22 protein-coding genes and 2 tRNA genes are annotated in these 25,601 nt (G+C 42.7%); 15 read left to right on the top strand and 9 right to left on the bottom strand.

Translation table 11 applies throughout. The features are described from left to right. Positions 1 to 697 precede the first annotated feature (697 nt). The gene (locus J6578_RS04365) at positions 698 to 2,068 is read left to right on the top strand and encodes an NAD-dependent succinate-semialdehyde dehydrogenase (RefSeq protein ID WP_287953976.1); all 1,371 of its coding nucleotides are present in this window, start codon (positions 698 to 700) and stop codon (positions 2,066 to 2,068) included. 111 nt (positions 2,069 to 2,179) lie between these two features. Here J6578_RS04365 and J6578_RS04370 read toward each other — a convergent pair whose 3' ends face one another. From J6578_RS04370 to gluQRS, 9 genes are all read right to left on the bottom strand, one after another. Continuing rightward, the gene (locus tag J6578_RS04370; protein ID WP_287953977.1) at positions 2,180 to 2,590 is read right to left on the bottom strand and encodes a hypothetical protein; all 411 of its coding nucleotides are present in this window, start codon (positions 2,588 to 2,590) and stop codon (positions 2,180 to 2,182) included. A gap of 110 nt (positions 2,591 to 2,700) precedes the next feature. After that, on the bottom strand, positions 2,701 to 3,150 hold the full coding sequence (locus tag J6578_RS04375; protein WP_239362887.1) for a DUF423 domain-containing protein: 450 nt from the start codon (positions 3,148 to 3,150) through the stop codon (positions 2,701 to 2,703). Positions 3,151 to 3,331: 181 nt separating this feature from the next. Beyond that, positions 3,332 to 3,613, bottom strand: coding sequence for a hypothetical protein (locus J6578_RS04380; protein WP_093091034.1), 282 nt, complete (start codon positions 3,611 to 3,613; stop codon positions 3,332 to 3,334). 265 nt (positions 3,614 to 3,878) lie between these two features. Continuing rightward, entirely contained in the window at positions 3,879 to 3,995 is a 117-nt protein-coding gene (gene cydX / locus J6578_RS04385; protein ID WP_093091324.1) for a cytochrome bd-I oxidase subunit CydX, read from the bottom strand. Between the two features lie 62 nt (positions 3,996 to 4,057). Continuing rightward, on the bottom strand, positions 4,058 to 5,206 hold the full coding sequence (gene cydB, locus J6578_RS04390) for a cytochrome d ubiquinol oxidase subunit II (RefSeq protein WP_100101785.1): 1,149 nt from the start codon (positions 5,204 to 5,206) through the stop codon (positions 4,058 to 4,060). A gap of 9 nt (positions 5,207 to 5,215) precedes the next feature. Next, positions 5,216 to 6,760 carry a cytochrome ubiquinol oxidase subunit I gene (locus J6578_RS04395; RefSeq protein ID WP_287950182.1) on the bottom strand — a complete coding sequence of 515 codons (1,545 nt, stop codon included), beginning with the start codon at positions 6,758 to 6,760 and terminating at the stop codon, positions 5,216 to 5,218. Between the two features lie 383 nt (positions 6,761 to 7,143). Next, positions 7,144 to 8,805: an amino acid ABC transporter ATP-binding/permease protein gene (locus tag J6578_RS04400; protein ID WP_287953978.1), complete on the bottom strand. Its 1,662-nt coding sequence runs from the start codon at positions 8,803 to 8,805 to the stop codon at positions 7,144 to 7,146. Next, complete coding sequence (gene cydD / locus J6578_RS04405; RefSeq protein WP_176715038.1) at positions 8,802 to 10,502, bottom strand: thiol reductant ABC exporter subunit CydD; 1,701 nt, start codon at positions 10,500 to 10,502, stop codon at positions 8,802 to 8,804. Before cydD ends, J6578_RS04400 begins: the two co-directional genes overlap by 4 nt. Positions 10,503 to 10,550: 48 nt before the next feature. After that, on the bottom strand, positions 10,551 to 11,447 hold the full coding sequence (gene gluQRS, locus J6578_RS04410; protein ID WP_239363563.1) for a tRNA glutamyl-Q(34) synthetase GluQRS: 897 nt from the start codon (positions 11,445 to 11,447) through the stop codon (positions 10,551 to 10,553). 245 nt (positions 11,448 to 11,692) lie between these two features. On the opposite strand from gluQRS, the gene tsaB reads away from it, so the two are divergent. The 14 genes from tsaB (at position 11,693) to J6578_RS04480 (ending at position 25,594) form a co-directional block, all read left to right on the top strand. Continuing rightward, the gene (tsaB, locus tag J6578_RS04415) at positions 11,693 to 12,376 is read left to right on the top strand and encodes a tRNA (adenosine(37)-N6)-threonylcarbamoyltransferase complex dimerization subunit type 1 TsaB (RefSeq protein WP_100149927.1); all 684 of its coding nucleotides are present in this window, start codon (positions 11,693 to 11,695) and stop codon (positions 12,374 to 12,376) included. Beyond that, the gene (gene rimI, locus J6578_RS04420) at positions 12,373 to 12,804 is read left to right on the top strand and encodes a ribosomal protein S18-alanine N-acetyltransferase (protein WP_037490622.1); all 432 of its coding nucleotides are present in this window, start codon (positions 12,373 to 12,375) and stop codon (positions 12,802 to 12,804) included. Before tsaB ends, rimI begins: the two co-directional genes overlap by 4 nt. Then, positions 12,798 to 13,646, top strand: coding sequence for a uracil-DNA glycosylase (locus J6578_RS04425; protein ID WP_287953979.1), 849 nt, complete (start codon positions 12,798 to 12,800; stop codon positions 13,644 to 13,646). Before rimI ends, J6578_RS04425 begins: the two co-directional genes overlap by 7 nt. 102 nt (positions 13,647 to 13,748) lie before the next feature. Next, the gene (locus J6578_RS04430) at positions 13,749 to 15,722 is read left to right on the top strand and encodes a monovalent cation:proton antiporter family protein (RefSeq protein ID WP_180296230.1); all 1,974 of its coding nucleotides are present in this window, start codon (positions 13,749 to 13,751) and stop codon (positions 15,720 to 15,722) included. 65 nt (positions 15,723 to 15,787) lie between these two features. Beyond that, positions 15,788 to 15,863: transfer RNA gene (locus tag J6578_RS04435), tRNA-Val, on the top strand. 32 nt (positions 15,864 to 15,895) lie between these two features. Further along, positions 15,896 to 15,972: transfer RNA gene (locus tag J6578_RS04440), tRNA-Asp, on the top strand. 1,075 nt (positions 15,973 to 17,047) lie between these two features. Next, entirely contained in the window at positions 17,048 to 17,992 is a 945-nt protein-coding gene (locus J6578_RS04445) for an ABC transporter ATP-binding protein (protein WP_239427890.1), read from the top strand. Next, a complete protein-coding gene (locus J6578_RS04450) occupies positions 17,989 to 18,789 on the top strand; it encodes an ABC transporter permease (protein ID WP_287953980.1) in 801 nt (266 codons plus the stop codon). The genes J6578_RS04445 and J6578_RS04450 overlap by 4 nt, the downstream gene beginning before the upstream one ends. Positions 18,790 to 19,668: 879 nt before the next feature. Next, on the top strand, positions 19,669 to 20,487 hold the full coding sequence (locus tag J6578_RS04455; RefSeq protein WP_287953981.1) for a hypothetical protein: 819 nt from the start codon (positions 19,669 to 19,671) through the stop codon (positions 20,485 to 20,487). A 144-nt stretch (positions 20,488 to 20,631) separates the two neighbouring features. Next, positions 20,632 to 21,450, top strand: coding sequence for a hypothetical protein (locus J6578_RS04460; protein WP_287953981.1), 819 nt, complete (start codon positions 20,632 to 20,634; stop codon positions 21,448 to 21,450). A 144-nt stretch (positions 21,451 to 21,594) separates the two neighbouring features. Next, positions 21,595 to 22,413 (top strand): hypothetical protein, encoded by an 819-nt coding sequence (locus tag J6578_RS04465; protein WP_287953981.1) that lies wholly within the window; start codon positions 21,595 to 21,597, stop codon positions 22,411 to 22,413. 144 nt (positions 22,414 to 22,557) lie between these two features. Continuing rightward, complete coding sequence (locus J6578_RS04470) at positions 22,558 to 23,376, top strand: hypothetical protein (protein WP_287953982.1); 819 nt, start codon at positions 22,558 to 22,560, stop codon at positions 23,374 to 23,376. Between the two features lie 290 nt (positions 23,377 to 23,666). Continuing rightward, entirely contained in the window at positions 23,667 to 24,485 is an 819-nt protein-coding gene (locus J6578_RS04475; protein WP_287953982.1) for a hypothetical protein, read from the top strand. A gap of 290 nt (positions 24,486 to 24,775) precedes the next feature. Continuing rightward, a complete protein-coding gene (locus J6578_RS04480; RefSeq protein ID WP_287953983.1) occupies positions 24,776 to 25,594 on the top strand; it encodes a hypothetical protein in 819 nt (272 codons plus the stop codon). Positions 25,595 to 25,601 lie beyond the last annotated feature (7 nt).

Here is a 25,601-nt window from a genome sequence, read left to right on the forward strand (position 1 = left end):
GGAAAAATACCGCAGCACCCAATCTACTTAATTGTTACCAGTTATTACCTTGCACATATTAATACAACCCCAATGCAGTGGCATAACATCAGCTATACAGAATACAACGCTATGTCCATTTTGTTCAGCCCCACCGCAGCCGCCATTATCCTACCGGTATCGCAGTATCAGGAAATCATGCATTAACTGTTACCCACACTTATCAGCACCAGCGTGTCAACGCAGACAGAACCCACCCGATAGCACATCTATTACATTTAATCATAAAGTTAGCTACAGCCTGTCTCCCTGCCATCAGTATTTACCATCAAAACCAAGCTGGTAGGCATACAGATTGGTGAGCTTACTATAGCATCCGCTTATAGTCGCCAGCATCTGGCTAACCATACATTAACTGACAATGCTGCCCATGAATTTGGTATTATTCAATGCCATGTAGATACAGATATTATGACCAACCAGACCAACATTCTGGCCAATTTATTCATACTATTAGCCAAACCCACACCGTCTGTTATACGGCTCGTACGCCACTTTGCAAAATCTTTATCACTGCCGTACAATCATTTTTAATATCTGATTCTATTCCTTATTTCGCTAAAGTCGTATACCCCTGAACCAGATGACAGGTTTTCCCTGCCTCACCTATTAACAGACAAAATATTCTTACCATCACATCTATAAGGAGTAGCAGCATATGGCTTACCAAACTATCAATCCGTTTACCAACGAAGTGGTTAAAACGTTCAGCAATCACACCGATACTGAAATAGAAAATACACTGAATCAGGCTTATGCCTTGTACCAATCAGCATGGGCGCAACCAGAAAACATAAGCGACAGACAGGCATTACTGCGCCGTCTGGCAGATGTTATGATTCTGCATCAGGAAAAAATTGCCCGTACCATCACACTGGATATGGGTAAACTTCTGATTGAAAGTCGCAACGAAATTGCCAACTGCATCGAAATAGTACAATTCTATGCCGAACAGGCTGCCGACCTACTCAAACCAGTAGCGTATCCTAGCAAACTAGGAGATGGCTGGGTAGAACATCATCCTATTGGCATTATTCTGGCTATCGAGCCGTGGAACTTTCCGATTTATCAACTAATTCGCGTCATTGCTCCAGCAATAGCAGTAGGAAATCCGGTAGTAGCCAAACATGCCAGCAATGTACCACAGTGTGCGCAACTGGTAGAAGATTTACTGCGCGAAGCCAATGCACCGGCTGGTACCTATACCAACCTGTTCGTCAGCCCAGACCAGATTGCCGCCATTATCAGCGACAGACGGGTGCAGGGTGTTGCCCTAACCGGTTCCGAAAGTGCTGGCAGCATTGTGGCCGCACAGGCCGGCAGCAAACTGAAAAAAACCACTATGGAACTGGGCGGCAATGATGTATTCATAGTGACAGATGATGCAGATGTAATAGCTGCGGCACATACCGCTGTGGGTGGCCGGCTATATAACGCCGGACAGGTATGCACCGCGGCAAAACGTTATATCGTGCACGAAAAAGTAGCACCGCAATTTATTCAAATTGTACAGGACAGCTTTGCCAAAGTCATAATGGGCGATCCGCTGGATGAAAACACTACACTGGCGCCACTTTCCTCACGTAAAAGCAAAGAAAATTTGCAGAAACAGCTTGATGCAGCCATCGCCCATGGTGCTAAAGTATTGTGTGGCAATCAGCCAGCCGAAGGTAACTTCTTCACCCCTACCCTGATTACCGATATCAGTCGTGACAATCCGGCCTATTTTGAAGAGTTTTTTGGCCCGGTAGCCCAACTGTATGTGGTTAAAAATGATGATCAAGCCATTGCTCTGGCCAATGATTCCCATTTTGGTCTGGGTGGCACCGTGTTCTCTAAAGATATTGAGCGAGCAAAAAAACTGGCCTCCCGAATCGAAACCGGAATGGTATTTATCAACCGCTTTGGTGATTCAGTAGCCGAATTACCCTTTGGCGGAGTAAAACGCTCTGGTTTTGGACGTGAGCTGAGTGATTTAGGTATTAAAGAGTTTGTAAATCACAAACTGGTGGTTGTAAGTCAGAAATAAATCTTTCTAATTGCCAGTTAAAAAGCAGTCTGTCATAACAGACTGCTTTTTAACGGCTGAAAGAATAAAATTTTGCGAATTTATCATAACAAACAGCAACAGCCATTGCGCCTAATCACTTTGTACATTGAATTCAACCCGATCAGGTAAGCCTTTAGGCACAATCAATAATACAAACGCTCGCATCTGATAACCCAGCTCAGCACCAGATCGGATACGTAGATTTAATACCAGCCTGTCTTGAACAAGTTTTAGAATCAATGGCCTGATATCCAATTGTTGCTGTACTATTCCGACATCAAATACCAGTACGTCCTGAGTGGTAAAATCAATCGGCGTAGGTTTCCCTGCTTCGCCCATGGTTGCAGCCACCGAAAAATAACGGGCAAACACTTCTGCCGAAGTAATATGCCGTGGTACTGATTCAGTTACCGTATTTTTAATAAAATAATTACTCGCCTGCTGGTAAGATACCGGCACTGCATTTTGGCTACCTAGCCGAGCCGAAGCCTTGGCTGCCATGATCGAGGGATGATTACAACCACCCAGTAAGCCAGCCAGGACCAGACAAAAACATATAGAGCGAATATAACCACACATCGCATACCTCCTGCCAGAATCAATGAAAATGACTACTGCTTAAAAGCCAGCCATGCCAACATTAGCCAGCCAATAATCATTAATATCCCGCCCACCGGAGTAATCGCACCCAACCAGCGTGGTAACCCTAAAGCCATCAGATACAGCGAACCACAAAAAATAATCAGCCCCAGCTGTAGCAGGCAAAACGGCATTTTTACCGCAAATGACGGCATAACTCTTGCCAGTACACCCAATGCCAGTAAGCCCAGTGCATGCCAGAAAAAATACTGTGTAGCCGTAAACCACCATTGCAGTTGCTGCGCACTAGCCGTATGCTTTAATCCATGCGCACCGAATGCCCCTAGCATAACAGCCACAGCCAGATTAACCGCTGCCGTACCTAACCACATAAAATACTCCTCATCATTAACATAGCCTGTAAATCCGTACCGCTTAAAGCTGATTAGCTGTACAGCCACACCATTCAGCCAGAAAGCCACAGTATAAGACCACAGAATCGACTAGCAAATCACTTTAATGGCGTGTATTAAAATACTCAGCCACAACAGATCCATATTTATCATAGCGACTGCCAGATTGTCTTAACCACAAATAAAAACTGACTAATCTACCGGATTAGTCAGTTTTTAGCATTCAGGCCACAATTAGCCTTTTATCATATTATTTACAGCTAATACCAGCTATTTGTGGCGTATTTGCTGTACCTACCTTAATAACACAACTGGTACTGCTGCTACCAGATACAGTCAGACTTCCGGCAGCCAGATTCATGTTCAGGGGTTGTTTCACACCCATTTTCACTGCGGTGCTGGCCAGTTTCTGTACTTCTTCTGGTGCATAGGCAGTATTATTAGTTGCAATCTTAATATCCTTAGCGCCAGCGCTTACCGCTACCAACAGCCCTAAAGAAAGCATCAAGCCATTTCGTATCAATTTATTCATCGGGCTCCTTTCCTAAAAGAAAAACCACAAAATATACTAAAGCAAACGCGCAAGATTTTCCAGAAAAATTATTGTAACTTACCTCACCTCAGCAGAAATTAGCATACCAAAAGCATAATATTGTTATTAATACACTCATTATAACTATAATTACACATAAAAAGCTGTATACCAACTCATGGTATACAGCCAGCTAAAGTAACATTAAATTGAGCAAATATTCAGGATATATACAGCTGAAACTAAACCTGCAAACTATTTTCAGTTATTGCGATTGCTGGTCTGATGCTTCCCTGTCCTGCTGATATTCACCCCACAAAGCATTTACTACTCCCAAAAGTATGGCAAAGCCAATTCCCAAACACCAGGCGAAATACCACATAAAAAACTCCTTGATTTGTGTTCTGCCTGTCAGCCACTGCGCACTGGCAGGCAAAGCCATTTTTAATATGCACTGTGATCGTTTTTGCGAATATGCTCGCCAGTTACCTTGCCGCGCATTACCCGATAACACCAGCCGGTATAAAACAACACAATCGGCACAAAAATAATTGCAGCCACCAGCATCACAGTTAAAGTAAATTCACTGGAACTGGCATCCCACACTGTCAGGCTGGAACGCAGGTCTGTACTGGAGGGCATAATAAAAGGGAACATCGCCACACCGGCTGTACCGATTACCCCGGCCAGACCAAGTGCAGAAGACCAGAATGCCACAAAATTCTTACCATTCTTCGCCAGTAACCATGCCAGAATAAAGCCTACATATGCCAGTACTGGAATCAACAGTAACAGCGGATATTGCTGAAAATTCTTCATCCATGAACCAACCGCAGTAACCACCTGCTTATTCAGAGGATCCGGAGCAGCAGCTGGTAAATAGCTTCCGGCTACCATCGTGTATCCATTAATCCCCATATCAATCCAGATACCGGCCAGCGAAAACGTTACTACCACCACAATTAATGCAATTGTACTGGCACGCAGCGCCCGTTCTCTCACCACATCTTCGGTACGTAAAGCCAGATAAATTGCACCATGGAAAATAATCATTGCAGCAGATACCACACCACACAACAGACTGAATGGATTGAGCAGCCCCCAGAATGTGCCGGTATAGAAAGAACGCAAATCATCATCAAAATGAAACGGTACGCCAAGCAACAGATTACCAAATGCCACACCAAAAATCAGCGGTGGCACAAAACTGCCGACAAACAGCAGCCAGTCCCAAGAGGAGCGCCACTGCGGATTATTAATTTTACTGCGATAATCAAAACCTACCGGACGGAAGAACAAAGCCCACAACACAGCCATCATTGCCCAGTAGAAACCGGAAAATGCGGTGGCATAAGCATATGGCCAAGCGGCAAAAATAGCACCACCACCGGTAATAAACCATACCTGATTTCCATCCCAGTGCGGGCCTACCGTATTAATAATCACACGGCGCTCATTATCGCTTCTGCCTACAAATGGAAGTAGAGCACCTACACCCATATCCTGCCCGTCCATAATGGCAAAACCAATCAGCAGAACCCCCAGCAACAACCACCAAATGAACTTCAATACTGGATAATCCAAGAATTCCATAGTCTACTCCTAATGCTCAGCTTCATTGGCATAACGTCCCGTGCCCAATGAGCCCGGCCCCTGACGCGAAAACCGTACCATAAGATACATTTCCACAATCAGTAATATCGTGTACAGCGTTACAAACCCGAAAATTGATCCCCAGATATTGGCGGCAGTTAACGAAGAAACAGACAAATTGGTTGGTAATACACCATATACTGTCCATGGCTGGCGGCCATATTCTGCTACAAACCATCCAGCTTCACAGGCCAGCCATGGCAATGGCAAACTCCAGAAAGTCCACTTGAGCAACCAGCGTTTTTCAGCAAAATTATTTTTAACCGAAGCATAAAAGGCCACAGCCATCAATAAAAGCATCAAAAAGCCACTCAATACCATGATACGGAAACTCCAGAACATCGGAGTCACACGTGGAATGGTTTCTCGTGCAGCATGAGCAATATCAGCTTCAGTAGCCTGACGTACATCCGGTACATAAGATTTCAACAACAGACCAAAGCCCAGATCATTACCATATTTTTTTAGAGTGGCCTGTGCCTGTTCATCAGTACGATTTTTCCGTAACACTTCCAGAGCAATTACCGCCTCACGACCATTGCGGATACGCTCAATATTTTCAACAATAATTTCCTTAATCCCCGGAATCTGCTTATCCAGCGACCGAGTGCCAATCAGCCCCATTGCCCACGGAATTTCAACTGCAAAATCATTTTTCATTGCCTGTTCATTTGGTATAGCAATCAAATTAAATGAAGCCGGAGCTGGTTCAGTTTCCCACATTGCCTCCAGCGTAGCCATTTTAGTTTGCTGCGACTTACCAACTGTATAGCCAGACTCATCACCAAGCACAATCACCGACAGAATTGACGCCATACCAAAAGCAACAGCGATACGGAAGCTTTTCTTAGCAAATTCCACATCCTGACGTTTTAACAGATACCAGGCAGAAATAGACATCACAAAAATCGCACCGGTTACATAACCAGCGGATACCGTATGCACAAACTTATTCTGCGCCACCTCATTAAGGAAAATATCCGCAAAACTAGTCATTTCCATACGCATGGATTCAAAGTTGAAATGCGCGCCTACCGGGTCTTGCATCCAGCCATTGGCCACCAGAATCCATAATGCAGACAGATTGGTGCCCAAAGCCATCAATACAGTAACCATCAGATGACCGGGGCGACTTAACCGATCCCAGGCAAAAAAGAACAAACCTACAAAGGTAGATTCCAGAAAAAAAGCCATCAGCCCTTCAATAGCCAGTGGCGCACCGAATATATCCCCGACATAGTGCGAGTAATACGACCAGTTAGTACCAAACTGGAATTCCATTGTAATCCCAGTGGTTACCCCCAGAGCAAAATTAATACCAAATAATTTACCCCAAAAGCGCGTCATATCCTTGTAAATCTGCTTGCCGGTTAACACATAGACTGACTCCATTATTACCAGAATCCATGTCATCCCTAGTGTCAGCGGTACAAACAAAAAGTGATAAAGCGCGACCAGTGCAAACTGCAACCTAGACAGTTCTACCAAATCCATAGCTTTGTTCCCTATATTTATATTAATAAATTTTTATTCAGTTCTTAATAGCACCAGTTAAAATATTATCCTGATTACATAGAACAAAATGTACTATAACAAATCAGAAATTTTAAACTTAAAATAAAAATTTCCTGATACGAATATATTTAAACTTACATCAAAAAAAGCAAAAATTAAGATAAATGAAACTTACATTACAGATAAACAACTAAACTTTTGCATTAACAACATAAATTCTACATACATAGAAGTATTAATTATAAAACAATGAATTTTATCTGCACAACATAAACTTGATTTACATCAAATAATATTTCCTTATCAAAAATAAACATGCCATCACCATAATAAAAATTACATCAGCTAACAATTTATCAAAGTCAGTTTCCACCTATATGCAGTACTTGCGCATCCGGCCATGGATTAAGCTGATGACTGGCCACAATCAGAATCCCATGCTGCTGATGCCGCCTGAGCATCGATGCCAGTGCCATTTGAGTGTGCTCATCGATACCAGCAAAAGGCTCATCCAGAATCATTAGCGCATAAGGGCGCAGCAATAAACGCGCCAGAGCAATCCTCCGCGCCTGCCCACCCGACACCGCTGCACCATATTCACCCAAGGGCGTATCCAGTTTTTCAGGCTGATTCTCAGCCCATACAGCCAGCCCGACATCAGTTAATACCGCCCATAACTCATCATCCGTAGCCTCTGCTTTACCCAAACGCAGATTTTCGGCCAAAGTCAAATCAAATATATCCAGCTGCTGTGCCAGATAGGCTATCTGTCCCTGCCATTGCCATGCTGAAAATGTCTGCTGATTACAATACAGCTTGCCACTTACAGGTTGCAGCTCATCCGCCAACACAGACAATAGTGTTGACTTCCCTGCGCCCGATGCGCCCTGTAACAGCAGAATATCACCATTAATTACATCAAAATTAACATTTTCAGCACCATTCAACGCATCCGGCCAGCGCGCAGATATTCCCCGCGCCTGCAAATGCAATCGTACCGGTAAGACCTGTTTGGCGCATTCCTCCAATGTCTGTTCCGGCACAATAGCATTCAGTCGCACACACGCAGCCCGGCACAAACCATATGTCATCATATTCATACCCAGTACCAGCACCAATTCCGCAAAGCCAAACACAGCCAGCAATAAGGCCAGTAACATCGCAACAGATAAAGTGCCATTGCCTGACAGCGTGCTCCCCAGCCACAGCAGCATTGCTGCTGCTACAGCCAGACATACCTGCTGTAATAGCACTACCTTACCCGCCAGTTGCTGCTGGCGTAACTGTTCATGAACATAAATCCGGTCTTCAGCAAGAAAAGCAGTAGCAAAACGCGGCCATTGCTGCCACTGTAATAGCGCAGTTAACGCTTCCAGCGGTTGCAGCAAAGCTGAACGTCGTTGCTCAGCTTGCGCAGCCTGCTGCCTACCCCAGCTTTGCCCGTACCAGACGGCCATAGCAGGAATAAGCACTGTTGCCAGCAATAAAGGAATACCCAGATACAACGCCAGCAACCCATTGGCCACAATTGAAGTTAAACCAAGAATGCACAGCAGCATAATGAGTGCCCATAACCATGGCAAAACCACACTCAGCGGCCAGTTATTAAGAAGTTCAATATCACTGAGCAAACGGTGCATCTGGCGTAAAGATGCCGATTGCTGCTGTTTACCTGTAGCCAGACGCGCAAACAGACTACTGCGCAAATCTGCCAGCAAACCCAGCACCGCATCATGCGATCCCAGACGCTCACCATAGCGACCGGCCGTTCGCACAATGGCCAGCAAACGGATTACCCCAGCGGGCGTAAAATAATTAAACGTATAGGCTGTTGCCAGATTCACCACCCCCGCCAGCCCGGCAGCTGTAATAAACCAGCCTGATAAAGCCAGCAAAGCAATACTGGCAATAGCCGTTGCCTGCCCCAGAAGCCACGCCAGCATCCAGACACCTTTGCGGCTCAATAAAAGATTCGATAATTTTAATTGCTGTCCCGACCACAACAAATGGTAATGTTTCATCATAATTGCTCCTGATGGCCAGACAACACAATCTCTCGATCTACCCACCCCGCATAACTGACATCATGACTCACCAGCAGCACCGTTTTACCAACACTCAAACGCGCCAGCAGCTGCATAATGTCCGCCGCAGTCTGCGCATCCAGATGAGCCGTTGGTTCATCCAGCAGCCACAGTGGCGCATTGCGCAACAGCATCTGCGCCAGAGCCAGCCGCTGCAACTGACCACCAGACAATCCACGGCCACGTTCCCCCAGTAAAGTAGCCATCTGTTTAGGTAAACCCTGCACCAGTGTCCATAGTCCTACCTGCTGCAAGACCTGCTGCAACTGCTTATCAGTGGCATCAGCATTAGCCAGACGTAAATTTTCAGCAATTGATAATGGCAAAATCGGCGGCATCTGCGCCAGATAAGCTACCGACTGCCGCAACAGCGGCAGATTCAGATCAGCATAATTATGCTGATTAATCCACACAGTACCAGAATAAGGCGCAAACCCCAGCAAAGCCTGCAACAGACTCGATTTACCACAGCCACTTGCCCCACTGAGCAAAACACGTTCGCCGGTTTGCACATTAAAACTGAATTGTGGCAAACGAATACGCTTATCTCGTCCGTACACCACCAGATTTTCTGCCCGCAAACACGGTGGAGTCTGTAACACAAAATCCATTTTAGCAGGCACAGCAGCCACACTATTTACCACCTCATATAAAGGAATCAACGCCTCTGCTGCCGCCTCAGCTTTCGCCTTATCATGATAATCAGCTCCGAGCTGGCGCAGCGGTGCATAAAATTCTGGTGCAAGCAACAAAATAAACAGCGCACCCTGATAAGGTACCGGAATCTGACCATTGGCCCACGGCAACACCCCCAACAGACCTAATCCCAGATAAACCGCTACCAGCGCAATTGCCAGCGATGCAAACAATTCCAGTACCGCTGTAGACAGAAAAGCCAGACGCAGTACGGCCATCGTACGCATACGATAAGACTCGGCAGCCGAATCAATGGCCTGCTGAGCCTGTAGCTGTGCGCCTAAACGGCGTAAAGTTGGCAAACCGCGTAACAAATCCAGAAAACGCCCGCTTAAAGCCGCCAAAGCAGATAACTGAGCCCGGTTTTTGCGTGCAGCAGCCTGCCCCAGCAAAATCATGAAAACCGGCACCAGTGGTGCAGTCAGCAATAACAGAACAGCAGCAAACGGACTATAAAAACAAGTTGCCGCAGCAATCAGTAACGGCATCAATGCAGCCAGTTGCTGTTGCAGCACATATCGGCTGAAATAGCCATCCAGAGCATCCACCTGTTCCAGCACCAGCGTTGACAACGCACCATCACTACCGTACTGGCTGCGTTCCGGCCCCAGAAAAGCAAGTGCTTTTAATAACCGGCTGCGCAAATGCAGCCGAATCGACATACTGGCACGCAACAACAACCGTTCCTTAACATAACTCAACAACGGCCGTAACAACCAGCAAAACAGCAAAACCGGTAAAAACTGACGTAATGCCGCAGTCACACCCTCACCATTGAGCCACCGAGCAAACAGATTGGCCAATAGTGCACTTTGTACAATAATCAGTATCGCCACCGTAATCATCAGCATCCATGCCAACAGGAATGAACGGCGTTGCTGCTTTTGCCATAAACGCAGATAAGACCGCGGCACAGAGGCTTGTACATTCTGTCTAGCCAACCTGCTTCTCCCTTTGCATAAAATCATCAAAAAACATTCTGCTCATAACTACTGAACAGCCACAATTGCCTGTGGTAAAACCCGCTCAAGCTGCCAGTGCTGCACTGCCCAGCCAAGCAAATCAGCCAGACTATCCACCTGTGGCGCCTGTGGCAGCCCCAGATAAGCCAGAACCTGCCGCAACAAAGCCTCACGTCTGTGCAGATCCAATGCGGGTGCCTGCGTCTGTTTCGACCACTTCTGCCCCAACGCATTAGTCAACAGTGGCAAATGAGCATATGTGGGTTGAGGCAAACCCAGTAACTGCTGTAAATAAATCTGGCGCGGTGTCGACACCAGCAAATCCTGCCCGCGCACAACATGATTAATACCCTGCGCAGCATCATCCACCACCACCGCCAGCTGATATGCCCAGAAACCATCAGCACGTAACAAAACAAAATCACCCACATCACTGGCCAGACACTGCTGCTGCCAGCCCTGTACCGCATCCAGAAAACTGATTAACTCAGACCCTACCCGCAAACGCCACGCCGGCATTTTATCAGCACACAAGCATGTATCCGTACTCAGCGATGCACAACGCCCACCATAAACAACCCCATCCACACCCATACCACGCGCTTCGGCCTGCACAGTTTTACGGCTGCAATAACACGGATAAACCAACTCATGTGCACGTAACTGCGCCAGCGCCGCCGCATACAAATGATAGCGCCTGCTCTGATAGACCACCTCTCCATCCCAATGCAGCGCAAAAGCCTCCAGTGTAGACAGAATAGCCGCGGCTGCACCGGGCATTTCCCGCGGCGGATCCAAATCCTCCATACGTACCAGCCAGCGGCCATGCCGGCTACGCGCATCCAGATAAGATGCCACCGCAGTTAATAGCGAACCAATATGCAATAAACCAGTAGGACTGGGAGCAAAGCGCCCCACATACAAATCAGTCACAGACAACATCCATCCCTATACAGCCAACATAACAACTAACTTAACATTACCCCTGCAAAAGTACAAACCAATATGCACCATCAGCAGCAGCCACAACAACATAAACAATTACTTATTAAAGAATCACCCCGAATCAGCAAATATAATTTTCACCTTTACCATCAAAGCAGCAACAGAACTAAAAACAAGAACCATAAAAAGGTATAATCCAACCTAACTGAACATATTGGCACACCATGATTAGCTCCGACTCGCGCCTGCTTATAATCGATACAAGCACCAACTACCTGTCACTGGGACTTCATCAGAACGGGCACACCCACAGCATTTACGAAGCAGTGGGTGCAAAACAATCCGAACTGATACTACCGCGTATTCAGCAATTATTAGACACAGCCAACCTCAAACTGGCGCAACTGAATGCCATAGTATACGCTCAAGGGCCGGGAGCATTTACCGGATTACGTATCGGACTGGGCGTAGCTACCGGTCTGGCACTGCCAAATAACCTACCCCTAATTGGCATTCCCTGTCTGGACGCCGTAGCTGCACTGGCTCCAGACCAACCCTGCGTACTAGCCGCAACAGATGCACGCATGAACGAACTATTCTTTGCCTGGTATGACACCCGGAATCATAAACGCTTAAGTGATTATCAAGTCGATTCTGCCGACAACATCAGACTGCCAGCTGGCCAACATACCGCTAGCGGCGTTGGCAACGCCTATGCACTGGATATCACCTTACCAGTTTCAGGGCAGAATCTTATGCCGGGCGCACAGCAATATGCCCAACTGGCCTTATCCGGCCGTTACGCCCCTACCGATGCTGCCCATGCCAGCCTGCTTTACGTACGCAACAAAATTGCGCTAACCGCCACCGAACAGGCAGCCAGACGCGCTGCGAATCAGACCGCATGAATATCCGCAACGCCATTCTTACCGACATTCCCGCTTTACAAGAACTGGAACAACAGTGCAACCCCTCACCATGGTCGGCAGCACAACTTAGCAGCAGCATTAATACGCTACAGCCCGTGTGGGTAATCGACCAGCCTGAACACGGAATTATCGCCATGCTGGTCTGGCAAAAATTACCAGATGAAGCAGAAATCCATCTACTCAATACCCATCCGGCACACAGACGACAAGGGTATGCTCAGCAATTACTAGAACATTTATTTCAGTGGGCACAGCAGCACCACATTAACCGCATCCTGCTCGAAGTTCGCGCCAGCAATTACGGCGCATTACAATTATACAAACACAACGGTTTTCAACGTTGTGGCCTGCGCAAAAACTATTATCACAATGGCGAAGATGCCGTGCTAATGGAAAAACCATGCTAGACAGCCGCTATCTCTACCTACACGAAGCCATGGGACTCGGGCCCATGTGGTTATCACAGAGTGCTCATCTGATCATTCCAGCAACAGCCGGAAAAAATACCGAAACAGACAGCGAAGCAACACCCGCACACCAAACCGTACCCGTCAGCACGGGCAAATCGCCGTCTACAACTGATGCCCACATAACCCAACCAGTCAACCGTCACCGTGCCGCCTTACAACAAATCATCAGCCAGCGCGCGCCTGCTGCCCTACCTGTAGCACAAAAAAACACAGACGAAAGCAGCGACAGCAGCAGCCTAAACCCCATCGCAGACGAACTGAACATCAGTTTTGACACCATACCCAGCACACTGCCAACCTGTACCCGCTGCAATCTGCATCAGGAACGCTGCACTCCCCTGCCCGGTTACGGCGCAATCAACGCACGTCTGCTGGTGGTCAGCTCCAATCCGGCACCACCAGACGACAGCAGCCAGCAACTTTTCAGCGGAGAAGTAGGCAAGCTACTCAACAACATGCTGGCTGCCATCAATATCACAGCCGAAGAAGTTTTCTATACCAGCCAAGTCAAGTGTGCGCCCAACGTCAGCCTGCGCATCTCAGCCGAGCACATGCGCGCATGTCTGCCCTACCTGAATGCACAAATCCAGCACATCAGACCACAAGCTATCCTCCTACTAGGGCAGATATTCAGCCAGCTCGACCAGAACACCCTAGCACAGAACCTGCATAACATCCCATACGTCATATCCCCTCATCCGGCACGCTTACTGCGCCAGAGCCACCTAAAAGCCACAGCATGGGCAGCACTGAAACAATTGCGTAACTATTTACAATAATCTGCATCAAAAAAAAACAGTCTTACCAAAGATAAGTCCGCACAAGCTAAAGTATCTATGTTAAAATATGATAATAAAATTTTAATTAAATAAAATCAACATATTATGCATATTTCTCTTGGTCCTGTCGTGATGATCCTATTGGTAGCTGTTTTAGCTGCCATCATCTGTCGCCGTCTGCACATCCCTGCCATGCTCGGCTACCTCGTAGTTGGCTTCATTGCCGGCCCGGGTTGGCTGCATTTAATCAACCAGAACCATGCCACCGAATTCATCGGCGAAATCGGCATCACCTTCCTCATGTTCAGCATCGGACTGGAATTTTCCATTGGCAAACTTAAAGCCATGCGCCGGCTGGTACTCGGATTAGGCGGGTTACAGGTTGCACTCACCCTAACAGCTCTTTTCATCATCTTGGGCATCATGGGTATCCAGCTCACATGGGCATTTACCCTCGCCGCCGCCATGACCATGTCCTCTACCGCCATCGTCAGCCGTATCATGGTAGAAAAAAATGAACTGGGGCAACACTACGGCCACATGATCATGGGCGTATTACTGATGCAGGACATTGCCGTCGTACCACTAATGATTCTGTTTCCCGCACTGGCACACAGCAGTGACGGCCTGATATTACAAATGGGCAAAGCCCTGCTAACCATGATACTGGCACTTGGCCTATTACTGGTGGTTGGTGGCAAAATCATGCCGACATGGTTCCGCCTGATTGCGCGCACCAAATCCAGCGAACTGTTCATGATTAACGTATTACTGGTCACACTGGGCGTTGCCTACCTCACCCAGCTAGCTGGCCTGTCACTGGCACTGGGCGCCTTCGTTGCCGGCATGTTGATTTCCGAAACAGAATATCGCTATCAGGTAGAAGACGACATCCGACCTTTCCGCGACATCCTGCTTGGCTTTTTCTTCATTACCATCGGCATGAAACTCAACATACAAGTATTGCAGTCCAGCTGGTTAACCATACTGTCACTGTGCGCATTACTGATCATCCTCAAAGCACTGGTACTCTATGGTATTTGTCGCTACATGAAAGAAAACATCAGCGACAACATCAAAACTGCACTGTATCTGGCACAAGGTGGTGAATTCGGCTTTGTCATGCTGGCAATCAGCGGTGCGCTCAAACTAGTTTCACTTGAGCTGCAACAGGCAACCATTGCCGCCATCCTGCTTTCCATGGTACTGGCACCCTTCATCATGAAAAGTGCCGATAAAATTGCCAAACTACTGGTTAAACGCAGCTGGGACGAACAAGCAGTCGACTTACAGAGCATACTGGTGGATACCATGAGCAAATCCGACCATATCCTCATTATCGGCTTCGGTCGCTGTGGCCAGAGCATAGCCCGCATCCTGCAACAGGAAGAAACACCATACTACGCCATCGATCTAGATGCAGAACGCGTGGCTACCGCCAAAGCAGCCGGAGAACCAGTTACATTCGGAGACGCCAAAAGACAGGAAGTATTACAGGCAGCCGGATTAAAACGCGCCAATACCGTACTCATCACCATCAACGACATGACCGAGGCCAAACACATCCTCAGCAACATCATGCTGATTGCCCCCACCATGCCAGTAATCGTACGCGTCACCAGCGATGACAACATCTCCACCCTCACCGAAATAGGTGCAGACGACATCGTTTCCGACGAAAAAGAATCCAGCCTCACACTGGCCAGCGAAGCACTGCTAAGCTCAGGCAGACCATTTGATGAAGTCTATCAGATCATGCAGCGTATCCGCCAAAACCGCTATCAAGAACTTGAAGGCTTGTTTGCTGGCAGTGATGACGAAATTTCTGATGAAAATGTACATTACTACCGTCAGGCTTTCACCCTGCCACCAGATGCCTTCCTAGTGGGCAAAAGCATCAACGAACTGCCGCTGGACAAACTGAACATCAAACTACTCTCCGTACGCCGCAACGCACACCAGCTACGCGAATTTGCACCGGATTTCCGCTTCAAATCCTCCGATACACTAGTAGTATTGGGTCTCAGAGACAAAGTAATTCTCTTTGAAAACTGGTCACTACAAGGAACAAGCTAATTTTTTCACAATCAGCACTTGCCAGCAGACAGCATATCTGGTTTAATACCGACTTTCCAAAGCACGGGTGATTAGCTCAGTTGGTAGAGCGTCTGCCTTACAAGCAGAATGTCGGCGGTTCGACTCCGTCATCACCCACCAGTTTACTGTTTTATGCCTAGCATGAAACTTGCGCGGTGGTAGCTCAGTTGGTTAGAGTACCGGCCTGTCACGCCGGGGGTCGCGGGTTCGAGCCCCGTCCGCCGCGCCAAAATAATATAAAAAAGCACAGCTTCTGCTGTGCTTTTTTATTAACAACCAAAACCAATAACCTCAACTTAGCCATAGCTGCTACAGCAGCCAGACCAGCAAACAACAGAATCATCAGCCTTAAACAAATAGCTCCCCCATTCAGCAATAGTACTGATAAAGACAATAGCCACTATCTTTTAGAAAACCAGCCAGCACCAATAAAAACAACCGAAAACCCCATACACATCGAATCAACTTTTATATATAAAAATAATACAAACCTGCCCAACCCAAATAATTAACAATGCACTCAACACGAATAAAAAACATATCAATACTTTTAACAACTAAAAAGACAAATAAACACTCCAGAACAAGCAGCAAATTATAAAAACTTCTGCGCAGCAATAATAAACAGAAACAAATGAGCAGGATTAAAAACTCAAAATCCAGAACATAATTACAGAAAAGAGCAAAACCAAAAATCGCCACCATTTATCAAAAATAAATAACAAAAAAGAAAGCATAGAATACAGATTCCATTATCCACCGTATTTTCATCAATCTTATTTCCAGACTGTCAAATTATTAGCGACCAATTAAGCCATAAAACCCAAAATAACCATCAAAATCCACCAAGAATACAATAGCGGATTAAAGAACAACACATATATATATTAAATACTAAAATAATGAATAGCGCATAGACAGAAAAATAAAGTTCTACCCTTAGCATCACCAAAGAGATAAAAAATAATTTCCAGATAATAAAACAACTGCTAGATTTCAGGCTCTATAAAAACTTTAAAAAAGCATACCCCGATAAATAACAACACAACCTACTGGAAGATAACATAAAATACCAATCAAAACAGCAATATATATACAAAAGATACAACTTTAACTACCCAATAACATCCACCCATAGACAATTGCCCAGCATGATTGTTAAAATATGTTTACTTAAATCTTATTGATTATATTATTGGTAAAACAACATAAATTTTTATTTTTATATATAGAGGTATACAATGCATTTAATCACACAGCAACAAAACGATTTACATCAAACCAGAAAATAAGAAAGGTTTATCGTGGGAAATACCGATTATCTGATTGAAGTAACAAATGTTTCCAAAAAAATCAAAAGCCGGCAAATTTTGGATAACATCTCATTTAAAATTGCACCCGGCAGAATAATGGGCTTCATTGGCCCCAATGGTGCCGGCAAAACCACCATGCTGAAAATGCTCACAGGTTTAATGTTTCCCTCTTCAGGAGAAATTAAAATTTGTGGCCATAATATCCAACAAGACCACGAACAGGCAGCATTCAATCTGGGTACCATAATTGAAAACCCTGAGTTTTATAACTATATGTCCGGTTTTAATAATCTACAGGTATTTGCTGATATGAGCCGCCAGCCAATCAGCAAAAACAAAATAATGCATACCCTAGCCACTACCGGCCTAAAAGGTGCTGAGCATCAAAAAGTTAAAGGCTATTCTTTAGGCATGAGGCAAAGATTAGGGGTAGCAAATGCCACCATCCATCAGCCCAAAGTATTAATTCTGGATGAACCCATGAATGGCCTCGACCCAGAGGGAATGAAAGACTTCCGCAACCTGATGAAAAACTTTATCTGCAATGGAAACAGCATCATCATTTCCAGCCATCTTCTCTCCGAGCTACAAGAAATCGTTAACGATATCATTATCGTCAACCACGGCAGGCAAATATACACAGGCACAATGGCAGATTTCCTCAGTAAATCTAATAATCTTATTTCTATAGAAGTAGATGGCGATGTATTACTGGCAGAAAAAATACTACAGCAAAATGGATATCAGGTTACCAACCAGCTCAATAGCCTTGAAATCACAATTAACCAGAATGATCACGACCCACGTGCAAAAATTGCCAAACTGCTGATTGAAAACAATATTCCCTTAATTGGCCTAAAACTTACACATTACTCTCTGGAAGACTCCTTCCTCGATACCATCAATAGCGATAATCAAAAAAGGGTTAACCAATGAAATTACTGATTAATGAATGGCGTAAATACCTATTCAACGTCCGCAGCGTAATTATCATACCACTGATATTACTGATTATATTAATTATTTATTTTAGCACTATAGGTTTTATATTTTCGAAGACAACGCACTCACTTTCCGTTGCAGATTGTAACAAGGCATTTTTTTATGGCATAAGTATTTGCTACTATTTTATCAATTTTATCGCTATTATTTATGCTTCCAATATTCTGAGCTCAGAAATATCCAAGGGTACAATTAAATTTATCCTCACACGTCCTTATCAACGTTACAAAATACTACTGGCAAAAATTGGAGCAATAACAATATTAATGCCAGTGATGCTGATTATATTTGTAATCATCACTTTATTATTACAGTTACTAACACTACACCATTTGCCAGAACTTAGTATAATAATAAAATATACTAAAATATGTAGCCTATACATATTAGGGATTACAGTATTTTTTACTGCATTTGCACTAATGCTTTCTTCTTTGACCAGCAGCCCTGCCTTTGTTACCGGTTGCTGTATTGTGTATTATTTCTTTGCTGCTGGTCTGTGGGCGTTAATCAATTTAATTTATCTTGACCTACCAACAGACGGATGGCTATATAAATTATGCCCTTTAAATATAAATAGCTATTTATTTGATTTAATGAAAGATGCAATTGAAAATCCTATTCATAATGAATTCTATATAGCCTTACTAGCCGATATTGTCTATGGATGTATTTTCTTTCTGATAGCTGTGCTGATATTCAGACGGCGGGATATTTCATTGGCTAATTAATAATTATTTTACGCCAACCAGTAACAGGCCAGATTGTAAGACTAATTGGGAAACATATAACACCCAAGCCACCTTTACCAATCTGGCCTTATCATGCCTAACTAAAAATATTTGTAGCTAAACCTGCAACAAATAGCACTATCAAACAAGCATATTTATTACCCACAAAATAATAATACTTATACAGATTTAGAAACTGCATACCTCAATGTAGCATAAATTATCAAATGGCTTAAACCAACAAAGAAACCAAGCAATTTGGCTTCAAATCTATAAATATCTCAAGCCAAATATCTAATTTAGCTAAGTTAGCAGCTTTAGCCTCCCCACACTCACCGTAATCACCCCCAGAAATCATTCCAGCACATATCAGGCTTGATGCATAGCCTTCGCCTCCATTGCCCAGTTATGAACACATTCACCAGCTCACTATTGTAATGCATAATTTACACCCTACTATTTCCGCTTATACCTGTTATAACCATAATAAAAGCCTGCTTGATTATTCGGAAAGTGTGCAAGACTTTATCAAAAACAACAACCCTATTCTGGGTTATATTCACCAGCATAGTAAAGTCGTTAACTAAGGGGCAATTGCATACTGCTTTAATAATAAAATCGTGCCTGTTTAGAATAATATTGCTCATTTTTAGCAGATTTCTTGAGAAAATAGCGATTCAACTGCGATCGCCAATAATTAATTTCAAATCATTAATTTGTAATTAAAACCTATCGATTTATTTATATAAATCAAAGCATTTTGTACTTGCCATACTTAAAAATTAACGATATATTACAGTTAAATACTATTAATTTACGCTATTAAAACACCTGAAGCACTATTCAATCGACTGAAATTTAATTCACAAAGGTAGCAAGATGAAACGATGGCTGTGTATTTTGATTTTATGCTTAGCTGGCTGTATTGACGGCCGCAGTGAAGAAGAAAAAAACAAGCAATTACAGGATAAATTAGCAATGAAAGATACCACTGAAATTACGGTTTTGATTCCTTCCAAGGTTTCAAGCAAAAAACTGGCGATTACTCTACCGCGCTGTTTTTTTGGGCCTAACTTGAAAAATAAAATTGTTGATGGAAAAGTTGAAGAGAAAGCGGTTAGCATTATGTATCAACTACCTACTTTCTCCGGTTTTCCCAATGATGAAGAAGCACTACATCAATGCCCTGATTTTTCCAAGCCAATCTCTGGCATAGGTATACGACCATTATTTACCCAAACAAGCGAAAGCAAATTGGAATATGGTAATTACTGGTTAAAACAGCAATACTACCGATTTTCAGTAAAAGAAGAACGAAATAATCAAGCACTGTACCGTGCTGGCATTGCGGGAAAACTAGCTATATTCGCTAATCAATCTGATAAAAATCAGCAAGATATCAGCATTGAATTCTGGCCATTTGATGCAAAGGATGAAAGCGACTCCTACCCTCATCAGACTGATATTCATTCCGTACTGGATAAGGAATTTGGCTTAGGGTATACCGTGTATTCCTCAAGATATCTGCATGGTAAGCATAAACCATCGCCAAATCAATGGTATTTTGCTGATGCTTTGATTGATATCTATAAACATAATGAAAGCCTGCTGGATCATCCGGAAATTGTCCAAGGCTTTATTGAAAACAATAATCGTATTCTGGATTATATTCACCAACACAGTAAGGTCGTTGACTAAGGAGCAGTTGCATACTGCTTTAATAATAATATCGTGCCTGTTTAGCATAATATTGCTCATTTTTAGCAGATTTCTTAAGAAAATAGCTATTAAGTTACGATTGCCAATAATCAATTTTAAATAATTAAATTTAAAGGTTTTAAAATGAAACGATGGCTGTGTATTTTAATTCTGTGCTTAGCTGGCTGTATTGATGGTCGCAGTGAAGAAGAAAAAAACAAGCAATTACAGGATAAATTAGCAATGAAAGATACCACTGAAATTACGGTTTTGATTCCTTCCAAGGTTTCAAGCAAAAAACTGGCGATTACTCTACCGCGCTGTTTTTTTGGGCCTAACTTGAAAAATAAAATTGTTGATGGAAAAGTTGAAGAGAAAGCGGTTAGCATTATGTATCAACTACCTACTTTCTCCGGTTTTCCCAATGATGAAGAAGCACTACATCAATGCCCTGATTTTTCCAAGCCAATCTCTGGCATAGGTATACGACCATTATTTACCCAAACAAGCGAAAGCAAATTGGAATATGGTAATTACTGGTTAAAACAGCAATACTACCGATTTTCAGTAAAAGAAGAACGAAATAATCAAGCACTGTACCGTGCTGGCATTGCGGGAAAACTAGCTATATTCGCTAATCAATCTGATAAAAATCAGCAAGATATCAGCATTGAATTCTGGCCATTTGATGCAAAGGATGAAAGCGACTCCTACCCTCATCAGACTGATATTCATTCCGTACTGGATAAGGAATTTGGCTTAGGGTATACCGTGTATTCCTCAAGATATCTGCATGGTAAGCATAAACCATCGCCAAATCAATGGTATTTTGCTGATGCTTTGATTGATATCTATAAACATAATGAAAGCCTGCTGGATCATCCGGAAATTGTCCAAGGCTTTATTGAAAACAATAATCGTATTCTGGATTATATTCACCAACACAGTAAGGTCGTTGACTAAGGAGCAGTTGCATACTGCTTTAATAATAATATCGTGCCTGTTTAGCATAATATTGCTCATTTTTAGCAGATTTCTTAAGAAAATAGCTATTAAGTTACGATTGCCAATAATCAATTTTAAATAATTAAATTTAAAGGTTTTAAAATGAAACGATGGCTGTGTATTTTAATTCTGTGCTTAGCTGGCTGTATTGATGGTCGCAGTGAAGAAGAAAAAAACAAGCAATTACAGGATAAATTAGCAATGAAAGATACCACTGAAATTACGGTTTTGATTCCTTCCAAGGTTTCAAGCAAAAAACTGGCGATTACTCTACCGCGCTGTTTTTTTGGGCCTAACTTGAAAAATAAAATTGTTGATGGAAAAGTTGAAGAGAAAGCGGTTAGCATTATGTATCAACTACCTACTTTCTCCGGTTTTCCCAATGATGAAGAAGCACTACATCAATGCCCTGATTTTTCCAAGCCAATCTCTGGCATAGGTATACGACCATTATTTACCCAAACAAGCGAAAGCAAATTGGAATATGGTAATTACTGGTTAAAACAGCAATACTACCGATTTTCAGTAAAAGAAGAACGAAATAATCAAGCACTGTACCGTGCTGGCATTGCGGGAAAACTAGCTATATTCGCTAATCAATCTGATAAAAATCAGCAAGATATCAGCATTGAATTCTGGCCATTTGATGCAAAGGATGAAAGCGACTCCTACCCTCATCAGACTGATATTCATTCCGTACTGGATAAGGAATTTGGCTTAGGGTATACCGTGTATTCCTCAAGATATCTGCATGGTAAGCATAAACCATCGCCAAATCAATGGTATTTTGCTGATGCTTTGATTGATATCTATAAACATAATGAAAGCCTGCTGGATCATCCGGAAATTGTCCAAGGCTTTATTGAAAACAATAATCGTATTCTGGATTATATTCACCAACACAGTAAGGTCGTTGACTAAGGAGCAGTTGCATACTGCTTTAATAATAATATCGTGCCTGTTTAGCATAATATTGCTCATTTTTAGCAGATTTCTTAAGAAAATAGCTATTAAGTTACGATTGCCAATAATCAATTTTAAATAATTAAATTTAAAGGTTTTAAAATGAAACGATGGCTGTGTATTTTAATTCTGTGCTTAGCTGGCTGTATTGATGGTCGCAGTGAAGAAGAAAAAAACAAGCAATTACAGGATAAATTAGCAATGAAAGATACCACTGAAATTACGGTTTTGATTCCTTCCAAGGTTTCAAGCAAAAAACTGGCGATTACTCTACCGCGCTGTTTTTTTGGGCCTAACTTGAAAAATAAAATTGTTGATGGAAAAGTTGAAGAGAAAGCGGTTAGCATTATGTATCAACTACCTACTTTCTCCGGTTTTCCCAATGATGAAGAAGCACTACATCAATGCCCTGATTTTTCCAAGCCAATCTCTGGCATAGGTATACGACCATTATTTACCCAAACAAGCGAAAGCAAATTGGAATATGGTAATTACTGGTTAAAACAGCAATACTACCGATTTTCAGTAAAAGAAGAACGAAATAATCAAGCACTGTACCGTGCTGGCATTGCGGGAAAACTAGCTATATTCGCTAATCAATCTGATAAAAATCAGCAAGATATCAGCATTGAATTCTGGCCATTTGATGCAAAGGATGAAAGCGACTCCTACCCTCATCAGACTGATATTCATTCCGTACTGGATAAGGAATTTGGCTTAGGGTATACCGTGTATTCCTCAAGATATCTGCATGGTAAGCATAAACCATCGCCAAATCAATGGTATTTTGCTGATGCTTTGATTGATATCTATAAACATAATGAAAGCCTGCTGGATCATCCGGAAATTGTCCAAGGCTTTATTGAAAACAATAATCGTATTTTGGATTATATTCATCAACACAGTAAAGTCGTTAATTAACCAGCAAGACTTACTATCTGCTTTAATAATGACATTAGATTAATTGCCATAATATTGCTAGTTTCAGGCATATTTGTTTGTAAAATAGCCATTAGACAGCAATTGCCTATTATAAAATTTTAAACAATTGCTTTCTGTTGTTTTTTATCTGTTTAGTGATATAAATCAAACATCTTATACTTGCCAGATTTGATAATTAACGCTATATTTATGTTAAACACTGTTAGTTTATGCTATTAAAGCACTTAGATAATTTAATTTGCTCAAACTCAATTAGCAAAGGTAGCAATATGAAACGATGGTTGTGTATTTTGATTTTGTGCTTAGCTGGCTGTATTGATGGCCGCAGTGAAGAAGAAAAAAACAAGCAATTACAGGATAAATTAGCAATGAAAGATACCACTGAAATTACGGTTTTGATTCCTTCCAAGGTTTCAAGCAAAAAACTGGCGATTACTCTACCGCGCTGTTTTTTTGGGCCTAACTTGAAAAATAAAATTGTTGATGGAAAAGTTGAAGAGAAAGCGGTTAGCATTATGTATCAACTACCTACTTTCTCCGGTTTTCCCAATGATGAAGAAGCACTACATCAATGCCCTGATTTTTCCAAGCCAATCTCTGGCATAGGTATACGACCATTATTTACCCAAACAAGCGAAAGCAAATTGGAATATGGTAATTACTGGTTAAAACAGCAATACTACCGATTTTCAGTAAAAGAAGAACGAAATAATCAAGCACTGTACCGTGCTGGCATTGCGGGAAAACTAGCTATATTCGCTAATCAATCTGATAAAAATCAGCAAGATATCAGCATTGAATTCTGGCCATTTGATGCAAAGGATGAAAGCGACTCCTACCCTCATCAGACTGATATTCATTCCGTACTGGATAAGGAATTTGGCTTAGGGTATACCGTGTATTCCTCAAGATATCTGCATGGTAAGCATAAACCATCGCCAAATCAATGGTATTTTGCTGATGCTTTGATTGATATCTATAAACATAATGAAAGCCTGCTGGATCATCCGGAAATTGTCCAAGGCTTTATTGAAAACAATAATCGTATTTTGGATTATATTCATCAACACAGTAAAGTCGTTAATTAACCAGCAAGACTTACTATCTGCTTTAATAATGACATTAGATTAATTGCCATAATATTGCTAGTTTCAGGCATATTTGTTTGTAAAATAGCCATTAGACAGCAATTGCCTATTATAAAATTTTAAACAATTGCTTTCTGTTGTTTTTTATCTGTTTAGTGATATAAATCAAACATCTTATACTTGCCAGATTTGATAATTAACGATATATTTATGTTAAACACTGTTATTTTATGCTATTAAAGCACTCAGGTAATTTAATTTGCTCAAACTCAATTAGCAAAGGTAGCAAGATGAAACGATGGCTGTGTATTTTGATTTTGTGCTTAGCTGGCTGTATTGATGGACGCAGTGAAGAAGAAAAAAACAAGCAATTACAGGATAAATTAGCAATGAAAGATACCACTGAAATTACGGTTTTGATTCCTTCCAAGGTTTCAAGCAAAAAACTGGCGATTACTCTACCGCGCTGTTTTTTTGGGCCTAACTTGAAAAATAAAATTGTTGATGGAAAAGTTGAAGAGAAAGCGGTTAGCATTATGTATCAACTACCTACTTTCTCCGGTTTTCCCAATGATGAAGAAGCACTACATCAATGCCCTGATTTTTCCAAGCCAATCTCTGGCATAGGTATACGACCATTATTTACCCAAACAAGCGAAAGCAAATTGGAATATGGTAATTACTGGTTAAAACAGCAATACTACCGATTTTCAGTAAAAGAAGAACGAAATAATCAAGCACTGTACCGTGCTGGCATTGCGGGAAAACTAGCTATATTCGCTAATCAATCTGATAAAAATCAGCAAGATATCAGCATTGAATTCTGGCCATTTGATGCAAAGGATGAAAGCGACTCCTACCCTCATCAGACTGATATTCATTCCGTACTGGATAAGGAATTTGGCTTAGGGTATACCGTGTATTCCTCAAGATATCTGCATGGTAAGCATAAACCATCGCCAAATCAATGGTATTTTGCTGATGCTTTGATTGATATCTATAAACATAATGAAAGCCTGCTGGATCATCCGGAAATTGTCCAAGGCTTTATTGAAAACAATAATCGTATTCTGGATTATATTCATCAACACAGTAAGGTCATTGACTAGAAAGGAG

It is taken from the genome of Snodgrassella sp., from assembly GCF_024103505.1.
Taxonomy (GTDB): domain Bacteria; phylum Pseudomonadota; class Gammaproteobacteria; order Burkholderiales; family Neisseriaceae; genus Snodgrassella; species Snodgrassella communis.

Bases quoted from the DNA above. Each gene is read 5' to 3' on its own strand.
- J6578_RS04460 (WP_287953981.1), top strand. From the start codon at position 20,632: ATGAAACGATGGCTGTGTATTTTAATTCTGTGCTTAGCTGGCTGTATT.
- rimI (WP_037490622.1), top strand. From the start codon at position 12,373: ATGAATATCCGCAACGCCATTCTTACCGACATTCCCGCTTTACAAGAA.
- J6578_RS04455 (WP_287953981.1), top strand. From the start codon at position 19,669: ATGAAACGATGGCTGTGTATTTTGATTTTATGCTTAGCTGGCTGTATT.
- J6578_RS04365 (WP_287953976.1), top strand. From the start codon at position 698: ATGGCTTACCAAACTATCAATCCGTTTACCAACGAAGTGGTTAAAACG.
- J6578_RS04425 (WP_287953979.1), top strand. From the start codon at position 12,798: ATGCTAGACAGCCGCTATCTCTACCTACACGAAGCCATGGGACTCGGG.
- J6578_RS04465 (WP_287953981.1), top strand. From the start codon at position 21,595: ATGAAACGATGGCTGTGTATTTTAATTCTGTGCTTAGCTGGCTGTATT.
- J6578_RS04470 (WP_287953982.1), top strand. From the start codon at position 22,558: ATGAAACGATGGCTGTGTATTTTAATTCTGTGCTTAGCTGGCTGTATT.
- J6578_RS04380 (WP_093091034.1), bottom strand. From the start codon at position 3,613: ATGAATAAATTGATACGAAATGGCTTGATGCTTTCTTTAGGGCTGTTG.
- cydX (WP_093091324.1), bottom strand. From the start codon at position 3,995: ATGTGGTATTTCGCCTGGTGTTTGGGAATTGGCTTTGCCATACTTTTG.
- J6578_RS04370 (WP_287953977.1), bottom strand. From the start codon at position 2,590: ATGGCAGCCAAGGCTTCGGCTCGGCTAGGTAGCCAAAATGCAGTGCCG.
- J6578_RS04395 (WP_287950182.1), bottom strand. From the start codon at position 6,760: ATGGATTTGGTAGAACTGTCTAGGTTGCAGTTTGCACTGGTCGCGCTT.
- J6578_RS04450 (WP_287953980.1), top strand. From the start codon at position 17,989: ATGAAATTACTGATTAATGAATGGCGTAAATACCTATTCAACGTCCGC.
- cydB (WP_100101785.1), bottom strand. From the start codon at position 5,206: ATGGAATTCTTGGATTATCCAGTATTGAAGTTCATTTGGTGGTTGTTG.
- J6578_RS04480 (WP_287953983.1), top strand. From the start codon at position 24,776: ATGAAACGATGGCTGTGTATTTTGATTTTGTGCTTAGCTGGCTGTATT.
- J6578_RS04475 (WP_287953982.1), top strand. From the start codon at position 23,667: ATGAAACGATGGTTGTGTATTTTGATTTTGTGCTTAGCTGGCTGTATT.
- tsaB (WP_100149927.1), top strand. From the start codon at position 11,693: ATGATTAGCTCCGACTCGCGCCTGCTTATAATCGATACAAGCACCAAC.
- J6578_RS04400 (WP_287953978.1), bottom strand. From the start codon at position 8,805: ATGATGAAACATTACCATTTGTTGTGGTCGGGACAGCAATTAAAATTA.